Origin of the sequence: Proteus sp. fly-1008 (genome assembly GCF_040140305.1) — a bacterium.
Lineage (GTDB): Bacteria > Pseudomonadota > Gammaproteobacteria > Enterobacterales > Enterobacteriaceae > Proteus > Proteus vulgaris_B.
Window position 1 is genome coordinate 330,168 of sequence record NZ_JBEEWH010000004.1, and the last position, 9,611, is coordinate 339,778.

Below are 9,611 nucleotides of genomic sequence, written 5' to 3' on the forward strand. Positions count from 1 at the left end.
GTTGGTAATTTATCAATTATAACAATGAGATCACTTTTTTCTGATTTAGTATTTATCGCATTCTCAATGATTTTCATTTTTTTTATTTTATTGATTAAATCCTTAGCGTGTCGAGATCGTAAATGTATTGTCTTTTTAACCATGAGTTTTCTCCTTATTTGTGATAACCACTACGATAATAGTGATAATACTCAAATGCAAATGATAATCAATATCATTTATTGTTTTGTATTGAGGAGGAGAATAAATTCTTGGTAAAGACTGTGACACATCTTATCCATACTTTATGCACAGATTTTCTTATCTCAGCACTATTAAAAAAATGATAGTATAAATAATCAGAGCTTTAATAAGGAATTGACGCTATGGCATATGATTTAACAAAAAGATTAGTCATAGGGCTATCTTCTAGTGCGTTATTTGATTTAGAAGAGTCAGATAATATATTTCGTACTGAAGGTGAGGAGTCTTATCGAAAATATCAGCGAGAAATGCAAGATATTCCATTAAGTAAAGGTGTTGCATTTCCGTTTATTAGCCGACTTTTAAAGTTAAATAACATTAGAATTGATGATCCTTTGGTCGAAGTTATTTTATTATCTAGAAATGATCCTGATACAGGATTAAGAGTGATGAATTCTATTGAGCATTATGAGCTAGGGATCACCAGAGCTGTATTTCTTCAAGGAAAATCACCTCATATTTATATTCCAGCCTTTGATATTGAATTATTTTTATCAGCAGATCATGATGATGTTATACAAGCAATTAAAGCTAATTATCCCGCAGGACAAATATTAGCGGGCCATGTTAATGATGATAATGCAGATGAATTAAGAATTGCTTTCGACTTTGATGGTGTCATCGCTGATGATGAGGCTGAGGTTATTTACAAAACATCGGGAGAATTATCACAATTTCATCTTCATGAGGCCAAAATGGTTGATACTCCTCATAACCCAGGGCCGTTAAAAAAATTTCTACTGCGCATTTCAGATATTCAAAAACTAGAATTAGAAAAAGTAAAGCAAGATCCTAGTTATGTTCCATTACTTAAGATCTCCATTGTTACTGCACGAAATGCACCGTCTCATAAGCGAGTTATTAATACCATGAGGGCATGGGGAATTTCTGTTAATGAAGCCTTTTTTATGGGAGGAGTAGAGAAGGCAAATGTACTAAAGATTTTAAAACCACATATATTCTTTGATGATCAAAAATTACATTTAAAATCCTCGTCTGAACTTCCTTCTGTACATATTCCGTTTGGAATAGCGAACAAAGATATAGATAATAAATAAATTATTATAATAAAAAAGGTGTGTGATATTTATATCATACTCTCTTTTTTTATTTTGTCTAATATTGCCTTTAGTGGGAATATTCTATTTTTATTGTTTTATTTTTGTTTTTTAAATAAAAGTAAGAACAAAATTGGATCTATTTTTATAGAAGTAGTATGGTGTTGGATGATTTATATATACTATAAATTAATAATATATATAAATATTTTATCTTAAGAGGTATCTAATTAATTAATATTAAATAAGGAAAATTGAAATGGATAATAATCATAGATTTTTTTCTGATGATGTATGCCCTAAAACTGCATTATATGGCCAATTTTATGGTGATAATCACTATGCTGGCCGAGATTATGAGCGGAAAATATATAATGGAAATAAATTTCCAAAAACTAAAAAAGGATTCTATTTTAAAAAATTAATGAATTTCAAATAATAAAAGTAACAAGCAAGTAATATAAATTTATTTTAAATAAAAATATCAATATTATTTAATACGTTCAAATTGATATTTGAAAATGAGTTGATGATTGCATAATTAGGGGAATTTACTACGCTGATAATTTACAGTGCAGTAAAAATAATTATTAATTTTTCTCAATACCAATCGGTTGATAACTTTGCCATAAAGGTTTGAAATATTCACCTGAATTATTTGGTATTAGATGAATGTAGTGATCACCGATTTTGCTCAATAAAATGCAATCATCAACATCTTTTAAATTATCTTTATGTTATTGCTGTCTATTGAATAAAATTGTTGTGATGACTTTTGGGGATCTTATTTGTTGATTGTGCAACAAATTGAATATCGTGAACTTCGATATTTTACTTACCGATATTGTCACCAGCATAAATAATTTCATTAAGAATCCATTTTTTGTATTATTATCAATATATTATTTATTATATAATCATATTGAGAGTAAGTGTAAAAAATGAAAATGATTGGTTTTGTGAACTAATTTATTCATTTTTACTCTAAATACTTGCTATTAATTTAAATGTTATTTGGGGTAGATATGAGGTTACTTATGCTTTTGAGTGTTTTTTTTATTTCTGCTTGCTCATCAACAGGAGCAATAGAATCTCAAGGAAGTAAAAGTCATAAAGAAGATCCATATTCTGATAGTACATTAAATAGTATTAAAACTAATCAGAATATTTATATTGAACAGCAACGTAGTAAAGGAAATTTTTAATCTATTAACTATAGGTCCAGATGAGGCTAAACTTAAATTATCAGATGTGTCTAGCTCTTTATTAATATCAGGCAGACCTACACCTGTTCTAGTGACCAGTAGTTACTTAAAAGATTTTCTATCAAGTTTGGAAAAATAAAGTAGCATTGGTAATAAGCCTCTTCAAACAGGAGAGGTTTATTATCTAAAAAATATAGGAAAATCAGGTTTAGTGGATTAGTTTTTATAGAAGGCAGCTATATTAGCCAGTTACATAATATTTGTGAGAGTAATTTAATGTGCATAATACCTACTAAAAGAGAGACAGAAAGCAAAATAAAAATTATCATTTAAATGATATGTTGTGAAAGACCAGACTTAATCATAATTAGAAAAAGACTTTCTTATCGTAATAATAGTTACTGCCCCAAAAAATATAATAAAGAAAATAAGCGAATAAAATGTTAAAAAATTAATATCGCTTTCTTTAAATAACATCATTATCAATAACATCATTATCAATAATAAAAACAGAGAGAGTAAAAGGAATTTTTTGTTACTATTAATCATGCAATATATGAAAGAAACAAAAATAGATACGAAGAGAAAAGAAAAATAAGCTATAAGAAAAGCAATAAATTCCACACTATTAAAAAAATCAGAGGGTACTTTTTCTTCATGGAGTATAATTATCAACACTATGGCGGTTGCTATAAAACTCATTAAAGTAAAGATTAAAATAACAAATTTATTAGTATATAAAAATGATAGCTCTTTAAAATAAATAATTTTTATAGAAATTTCTAATGAAGATATAAATATGAAAAAAGCGATAAAGAAAATAACAGAAGAAATAGCTAGCCAAATAATATTATTACAGCCAAATGTAGATATGCTGATATAGAGTGATATCGTCAAAGATAATAATGGAGATGCAAATGTTAATAATTTTTTGTTTTCTTGTTTATCGTTCATATTCCTATCCATTGTAAAAATAACAGGATATTAATTAGACAGTGGCAATGATAACTGAATGATTATCTCGCTTAGTCAGTTACATTGAGCATTATTTACCACGTTTAGTTTTGTTAGACCTTCGATACAGAGAAGCCGTTTTTGCTAACTAAGCTGATTTTATTTTATATGAGATAGTATCTGATTTATCCAACGAGAAGAATATGCAACTATTCAAAAATGTGGTTAATGTGATAATACCAAGTATGCATATTATTTTTTCATATTACGCATCAAATATTTATTGTTTTTCTCTTAAGTAATGATACCTGCTATTTTATTTTTTTAGTTATCCAGTAAGAATCTTTTTACATAAGTTTTGCTAATGATTTTGGCAAAATAATCGCAATAAGAAAAGGGCAATTTTATAAGCGAAAGAAAGGACTGTTTTGAGGGATTCATTGTCGGGGTTTTACCAGTGGCAAATTTCAGGCATAAAAAAACCAACCCTAAGCGGTTGGTTTTCTTAAAGATGTTTGGTCGGCATGATAGGATTTGAACCTACGACCCCCGACACCCCATGATAACGACTGCAATCGTTATAACATATTGATTATAATTACATTTATTCACTTTAGCTGTGTAAACAAACAGTGCTTTTTTATCATTATTTGCACTATACGAATCAAGTACTTACATCTTATTTTACCACTAATTTGTTATAGCTCATTATACATAGTAAATAATGATGGGCTGATTAAGAATTTTAATTCCTTTTTTGTCCTGATGAATATATCTGATATTTCAGTATGAAAATTAACTAATAGTACTTTCGTTATATGATGTAATGTTCTTTGAAGAGTCTCAATTTGTTTGGTTCTGTTTGTACAAGTATCATTGTTCATTAACTGCTCAAATGTGTGTGTTATGTTTAGTTTTGCCTCTGGGGATGAGTGGATGTATAAGCATGCTCGTGAGTAAATTTGGTGAAGATAATTCCAAGTTCTCATATCATTATTTCTTTTAAGAACTGAGAAATCCTCTGTTTTTATGAAATCACTATATTCAGTATTATCAATATTATTCTTAAGCGTAATTCTTGCTATATTTTCTACGATTGATCTTAGGTTTAATTGCAAATATCTTTCTTTATTTGTAATGATTGATATTATTGAGTTAAGTGAGTCATAAATAATACCTTGTAAATATTGATAAAAAACATCTTCACCGGAGATATGGTTGTAAAAAATAATATTTTTAAAACAATTTGTTATGAGGTTTCTCTCATGATGTTCAAGAGGATATGCCTCGATAAAGCTGTTAAGAGCCTGTAATTCAACTTTGAATTTATATGGATCTGATATTGTATATATATTCATTATTTGTTTTTATTTTTTATCCAAAGGTTCATATTTTCTAAGGCATTATTCTTCTTTTGTTTTATTTTATAGTTTTCATTTTTTACGTTTACAACAATATCGCTACCTATATTGGTTTTTTTAGGTAGTACTTCTGACATAAGGTAATCATACACCTTTATTGAAATATGGTTTATTTCTTGAGCATTTAACTCTGAACAAAATTTGCAAACTTTGGCTACCATTAATGTTCTAGATCTAACTGCATAAGGTAAAAACTTCACTCCAAGAGAGTTAAAAACGAGGTCAGAAACATCAGTATTAAAACTAAATAATTTTTTTGATAACATCAGCAGAACTATATAACCTATAAATGACTCCTTTGCCGTAGCATTAAATCTCAGCTGATGAATTATTTTTATTTCATATTTTAAATCATTCTCCATTTCGTGCCTCCTCGAGCGCTGAAACTCTATTCATAAGTTCTTGACAAATATTGTGTATATCTTGCCTTGATTTTGTATAAGCAGATGCTATGTTACCACCACCGCCAACCATTAAATCTCTCAGATATGATAATTTACTATTAAAAAAATATTTATCTGTAAATTTAGGATTTTGTTCAAAATCTCTTTTTATTTTTTGGGTTTTATCTGTAAGTCTATTTTCTGTATTACTATACACAAAACCTAAATGTTGTATAGATGGGTTATGATTTTCTTTCAGATAATCAATGACATTGATTAGGTTGGATGCACCAAGAATAGAGTAGTAATCGATTTTTATTGGGGCAACATAATAGTCAGAAGCTATCAATGCAGCATCAGTAAAAATTGAAATAGTAGGAGGGCTATCAATTAATATGTAATCGTATTTACTTTTTAAATCATTATCAATAATAAATTTATTAAGTTTTTTTACTCTGATTGAAACCTGATCAGTATCAAAAATAATATCCATGTTACCAAGGATTATATCTAAATTATTAGTTATTTCTGTTATAACATCGTCAATATTTATTATTTCTTTAGTTGTAGATATTGAATTTTTTGTTTCTAAAATTTTTCTAATTGTCTTGTTGTTTGGTTGTAATGTATTTATATATTCCTCAACCCTATTATATTTACCCATAATAGATTGAGTAGCATTAAATTGAGGGTCAATATCAATTAGTAAAATTTTTTTACCTAGGTAGTTTGATAAATACTCAGCAATACCAATACATAGCGTCGTTTTACCAACACCACCTTTCATATTTATAAAACTAATTACAGGTGCCGTCACTATCTTTCTCCATAATATCAAATTTATGTAATATTACAGCTAAAGATAAAATTTACATTCCTGTTATTTATACAGTATGCTTAAAGTAATTCACAATGTGGCACTTCAACCCATTGTACATGGTTTTCTGTATAAATTTTGGTTGACTCCGCATCACTATGGGCCATTCTTGCTTGTGGATCGAAACCTCGCATTTTAAACATGTGTGCAGCTAGTGCTCTTATCTCATGAAAGGTTGGTCGTTCAACTGGTGGTAGATTAGAGGCTACGCCAGCTTTGTCTCTTAGTTTTGAAAAAGCTCTACTTAAATAATCTGGAGCGACTTGAGTAGGGTGGTTTACTTCTTGACTTATTTTATTTGGTAACCTTTCCGGGATGCGATGCACAACATACGGGCTAGCGATATTATCTCTGCTATTGTCTATAATTTCCTTTAGTGCTTTCCCGATTGGGATCGCTACATGTGACGCTTCTTTATGTTGTACTTTTTGCCGATGAATATATAACATTCCATAAATGCCATTTCTTTCCTCTTCATACCACACGCAACCACAAGTACCCTCTTTTGGGGCTTTAATATTGTATTTTATTCTCGATACTTCCAGTCTTGCTTGTGTTGTTTGTAAAGCCAGATCCATTGCAGTTTTGAGCCATTTGTCAGCTAATGTTCGAATTTTTATAAAATCATCATAGGATAATCTCCTACGCTGTTTGATATCGGTTCTCTTCATTTTTTTACGCTCAGCTGGATTATCAAACATAAGCGATTCATCCATTGCGTAAGAGAATATTTTCTTTAGAAAGCCTACCTTCCTATTTTGAACGTTAGCTGATGCTGTTTCATGATACTGAGAAATAAAACCATTCACATGTTCTAATGTTATTTCATTTGCTGGAATATCTTTAAAATACTCTTTCATTCTAAAGATATTATTATTCCAGTCGGCCTGAGTATCTTTTGATGGTTGTTCATCCTTAACTACACGTTCAAATAATTTATCTAAATGCTCTGTTAACGGCAAAGACTCCCCATATTTTCCACCAGACTCATTAATTAGGGTGTTTACGGTGATCTGGTTAGATGGACGCATAATATTGTTGTATTCGCGAGCAATTGCTATTGCGACAGCTTTGTCTGCGCCAACACATTTTCGTTTACCATTAACTAACGTTAATCGATATTGTTTTATTGATAAATCATAGTAAAGAAAGTCAGGCAAATGCCTAAACTCTCTTTTTCTTGGTCGTGATGCCATGTTAAGAAGCCTTAATTAAATTATTAACACATGACGAAATGACTGATTCAACCCCCCATCTTTCTGATGAGTTGACTAAAATAGATCCATCGACAATTCGACCTTTTAGTTTTCCTATTTCGATCCAGCGCTTAATAGTTCTATTATCTGGAATTGAACCAATTTCAAATTCTCTTTTTGCCCATGCGCTAGCCTTCATTAATTTTCCTGACATCTTTTCTCTCCACACTGTCCGTACACAGTTTAAATAGATATTATTTAATGCTGGTGGTTATTACTGATACAATTTTAATCCGTTTGTTAGATTTCGTTGAAATGACATATTATTAAAATCTGGTTCCATTAACTCCTGCACAACCTCACCTGTATTTACATCATATAAATGGCTATCAGTTAGGTTATTTATAATAAAAGTTTCTCTTTCACTTTGAGACCAGGAGTTAAATGCTTTTAATAATTTTTTAGGTGTTCTGTATTGTGGTTTTATCCCTAACCTTTTTGCAGCTGCGAAATTATGATGCCCATTTACTAATAATGTATATTGCTTACCTCTTAAAGTTACATGCAATATATCGACAATAAACACTTTAAATCTTTTAACTTTATCTAAAACAACATATTCATTTAAATAACGCTGACTACTAATTAATTGACCTTTTATTTCCATCATTAAATCCTTTTAAACTCAATCACCCACACCCACGGATTATCTGCATATTTAAAGTTAGTAGGTGACACTGAATCCCAAAGGTTACGAAACCAGCAAAACGGATCCATACTACCACCAGTTAATTCACGTTCTAAAGGGTAACCTTCAGCTTTAAACTCAGTACCGCCAGCATCCTTTAAACGCTCTATACGAACATCGGTGATCTCTAACTTGATGCGTGAAGCCCAGCGAGGCATGTGTATTGATGGTCGCCATGCTCCTTCGTATTTGCGGTTATCGGTATGGGGTTTCCAGTCAGCATCATCAGGGATTGACCATAGACCATAATCACCGTCTTTTTTCTCACAAGAGGCTTTATAAATTATTGCCGCTTGTTCTTCACCAGCTTTAAGAATATTGTCATTCCAATCGACACAAACCCCATCTTCGTTACCAAGTAATGCAAAAGTTTCACGAACCCAAAGGAGATCGCCAACCTTGCCAAGAGGGCAGGTAAACCAACCGCTAGTATCGTTATGTAAATCGCCAGCCCATCTGAAATTAAAATCATCTTGTTGTACGGAAATAGTCTCTTCTGGTAGTGTACAAGGCTGGTTGTTCATTACTCTACGAGTTTGAGTTTTACGCCCATCTAAAATGGCGCGCACCATTTCAGCATTAAAAATAATTCCACGCTCTTTCATATTCATTCCTCTGGTTGCACCCACCACTCACAAACATTACCCATGAACTCGCCAATAATCTGCTTTTGTTCTTCTTCGCTTAATTTATTCCATTCATCTTCTGTTATATCTAACTCAGTTGAACATTCAGAACCGACAGCGTTAGTTGATGCGTGTAAATACATTTGCTTGCTCATATCTATCTCCTGTTTGCATCCTTGCACTGAGTCCGTGGGTTAAATCACATTAATTAAATGGCGTGGATACATAAGCCCGATTGGAGCAAAGGGGATATCATCATCGAAATCCATCTGTGGCTCAGGATATTGTGGAGTTTGTTGTTTGGGTTGTTGTGGCTGACCCCACCCTTGAGTTTGTTGCGGTTTCTGGCTTCCTGCTTGATTACCACCGTTACCGCCAAAATCTAATTGGTTAACGATAATTACTGGTGCTGATTTTTTCTCACCACTCTGGCTTGTCCATTCTTCCATGACGAACTCACCAGTTACCATAACCTTCATTCCTTTGGTTAGGTGCGGAGGTAGCTTTTCAGCTTTAGGGCCAAACATCTTGCAGATAACCCAAGATATTTTTTCGTGTTCTCCGTAACCTTGTTTCACTGGTAAACTAAAAGATGCAACCGCCTTACCATTTGGCGTCCATCGCTGCTCGCAATCTTTACCTAAGTTTCCACTTGCCGTTATTGTGTTAATTGCCATATACACTCCATTGATTGCCAAACTGAATTCCTAACTTATTTAACCCATGATCCATTACTTCAATGAATTCAGGTACTAACTCGTCGAATTCTTTCATCATTTTTTCGTCACGCTCAACAGGGAAATATGCGATTTCTTTTCCTGCCGGCATTCGTGGGTCAAAATTTGCAAAATGCCAGATATCCTTACCTGTAACCCACATGGAATATTGAACTTGAGCCAC

General features: G+C 31.5%; 13 protein-coding genes and 2 pseudogenes. 3 read left to right on the forward strand and 12 right to left on the reverse strand.

Annotation, left to right across the window (positions count from 1 at the left end):
• Window positions 1-365: 365 nt before the first annotated feature.
• Both ABN256_RS09985 and ABN256_RS09990 read left to right on the forward strand, forming a co-directional pair.
• Window positions 366-1,301, forward strand: a complete 936-nt coding sequence (locus ABN256_RS09985; protein ID WP_196553298.1) for a 5'-nucleotidase — start codon at window positions 366-368, stop codon at window positions 1,299-1,301.
• A 259-nt stretch (window positions 1,302-1,560) separates the two neighbouring features.
• Window positions 1,561-1,740, forward strand: coding sequence for a hypothetical protein (locus ABN256_RS09990; protein ID WP_115351004.1), 180 nt, complete (start codon window positions 1,561-1,563; stop codon window positions 1,738-1,740).
• A gap of 151 nt (window positions 1,741-1,891) precedes the next feature.
• Here ABN256_RS09990 and ABN256_RS19220 read toward each other — a convergent pair.
• Window positions 1,892-2,038, reverse strand: a pseudogene (locus ABN256_RS19220) (DUF1543 domain-containing protein); the annotation flags it as partial.
• A gap of 288 nt (window positions 2,039-2,326) precedes the next feature.
• On the opposite strand from ABN256_RS19220, the gene ABN256_RS09995 reads away from it, so the two are divergent.
• Complete coding sequence (locus tag ABN256_RS09995; RefSeq protein WP_196553297.1) at window positions 2,327-2,506, forward strand: hypothetical protein; 180 nt, start codon at window positions 2,327-2,329, stop codon at window positions 2,504-2,506.
• A 357-nt stretch (window positions 2,507-2,863) separates the two neighbouring features.
• Here ABN256_RS09995 and ABN256_RS10000 read toward each other — a convergent pair whose 3' ends face one another.
• From ABN256_RS10000 to ABN256_RS10050, 11 genes and pseudogenes are all read right to left on the reverse strand, one after another.
• A complete protein-coding gene (locus ABN256_RS10000) occupies window positions 2,864-3,460 on the reverse strand; it encodes a hypothetical protein (protein WP_349439438.1) in 597 nt (198 codons plus the stop codon).
• Window positions 3,461-4,158: 698 nt separating this feature from the next.
• A complete protein-coding gene (locus ABN256_RS10005; protein ID WP_164526101.1) occupies window positions 4,159-4,818 on the reverse strand; it encodes a hypothetical protein in 660 nt (219 codons plus the stop codon).
• Window positions 4,818-5,243, reverse strand: a complete 426-nt coding sequence (locus ABN256_RS10010) for a hypothetical protein (protein WP_164526102.1) — start codon at window positions 5,241-5,243, stop codon at window positions 4,818-4,820. The genes ABN256_RS10005 and ABN256_RS10010 overlap by 1 nt, the downstream gene beginning before the upstream one ends.
• A complete protein-coding gene (locus ABN256_RS10015) occupies window positions 5,233-6,081 on the reverse strand; it encodes a ParA family protein (RefSeq protein WP_164526103.1) in 849 nt (282 codons plus the stop codon). The genes ABN256_RS10010 and ABN256_RS10015 overlap by 11 nt, the downstream gene beginning before the upstream one ends.
• 80 nt (window positions 6,082-6,161) lie before the next feature.
• A complete protein-coding gene (locus ABN256_RS10020) occupies window positions 6,162-7,337 on the reverse strand; it encodes a tyrosine-type recombinase/integrase (protein ID WP_164526104.1) in 1,176 nt (391 codons plus the stop codon).
• A gap of 1 nt (window position 7,338) precedes the next feature.
• On the reverse strand, window positions 7,339-7,551 hold the full coding sequence (locus ABN256_RS10025; RefSeq protein ID WP_164526105.1) for a hypothetical protein: 213 nt from the start codon (window positions 7,549-7,551) through the stop codon (window positions 7,339-7,341).
• Between the two features lie 60 nt (window positions 7,552-7,611).
• Window positions 7,612-8,004, reverse strand: coding sequence for a chromosome partitioning protein ParB (locus ABN256_RS10030; protein ID WP_164526106.1), 393 nt, complete (start codon window positions 8,002-8,004; stop codon window positions 7,612-7,614).
• Window positions 8,005-8,006: 2 nt separating this feature from the next.
• Complete coding sequence (locus tag ABN256_RS10035; RefSeq protein WP_349439439.1) at window positions 8,007-8,690, reverse strand: hypothetical protein; 684 nt, start codon at window positions 8,688-8,690, stop codon at window positions 8,007-8,009.
• Window positions 8,691-8,692: 2 nt separating this feature from the next.
• Window positions 8,693-8,866: a DUF7167 family protein gene (locus ABN256_RS10040; RefSeq protein WP_173403211.1), complete on the reverse strand. Its 174-nt coding sequence runs from the start codon at window positions 8,864-8,866 to the stop codon at window positions 8,693-8,695.
• A 39-nt stretch (window positions 8,867-8,905) separates the two neighbouring features.
• Window positions 8,906-9,388: a single-stranded DNA-binding protein gene (locus tag ABN256_RS10045; protein ID WP_349439440.1), complete on the reverse strand. Its 483-nt coding sequence runs from the start codon at window positions 9,386-9,388 to the stop codon at window positions 8,906-8,908.
• A pseudogene (locus ABN256_RS10050) lies at window positions 9,378-9,611 on the reverse strand (exonuclease); the annotation flags it as partial. The pseudogene ABN256_RS10050 and the gene ABN256_RS10045, both read right to left, overlap by 11 nt.

What these genes read in the sequence shown, in the direction of transcription:
- ABN256_RS09985 (WP_196553298.1), top strand. Translation starts at nt 366, where the DNA reads ATGGCATATGATTTAACAAAAAGATTAGTCATAGGGCTATCTTCTAGT.
- ABN256_RS09990 (WP_115351004.1), top strand. Translation starts at nt 1,561, where the DNA reads ATGGATAATAATCATAGATTTTTTTCTGATGATGTATGCCCTAAAACT.
- ABN256_RS09995 (WP_196553297.1), top strand. Translation starts at nt 2,327, where the DNA reads ATGAGGTTACTTATGCTTTTGAGTGTTTTTTTTATTTCTGCTTGCTCA.
- ABN256_RS10000 (WP_349439438.1), bottom strand. Translation starts at nt 3,460, where the DNA reads ATGAACGATAAACAAGAAAACAAAAAATTATTAACATTTGCATCTCCA.
- ABN256_RS10005 (WP_164526101.1), bottom strand. Translation starts at nt 4,818, where the DNA reads ATGAATATATATACAATATCAGATCCATATAAATTCAAAGTTGAATTA.
- ABN256_RS10010 (WP_164526102.1), bottom strand. Translation starts at nt 5,243, where the DNA reads ATGGAGAATGATTTAAAATATGAAATAAAAATAATTCATCAGCTGAGA.
- ABN256_RS10020 (WP_164526104.1), bottom strand. Translation starts at nt 7,337, where the DNA reads ATGGCATCACGACCAAGAAAAAGAGAGTTTAGGCATTTGCCTGACTTT.
- ABN256_RS10025 (WP_164526105.1), bottom strand. Translation starts at nt 7,551, where the DNA reads ATGTCAGGAAAATTAATGAAGGCTAGCGCATGGGCAAAAAGAGAATTT.
- ABN256_RS10030 (WP_164526106.1), bottom strand. Translation starts at nt 8,004, where the DNA reads ATGGAAATAAAAGGTCAATTAATTAGTAGTCAGCGTTATTTAAATGAA.
- ABN256_RS10035 (WP_349439439.1), bottom strand. Translation starts at nt 8,690, where the DNA reads ATGAAAGAGCGTGGAATTATTTTTAATGCTGAAATGGTGCGCGCCATT.
- ABN256_RS10040 (WP_173403211.1), bottom strand. Translation starts at nt 8,866, where the DNA reads ATGAGCAAGCAAATGTATTTACACGCATCAACTAACGCTGTCGGTTCT.
- ABN256_RS10045 (WP_349439440.1), bottom strand. Translation starts at nt 9,388, where the DNA reads ATGGCAATTAACACAATAACGGCAAGTGGAAACTTAGGTAAAGATTGC.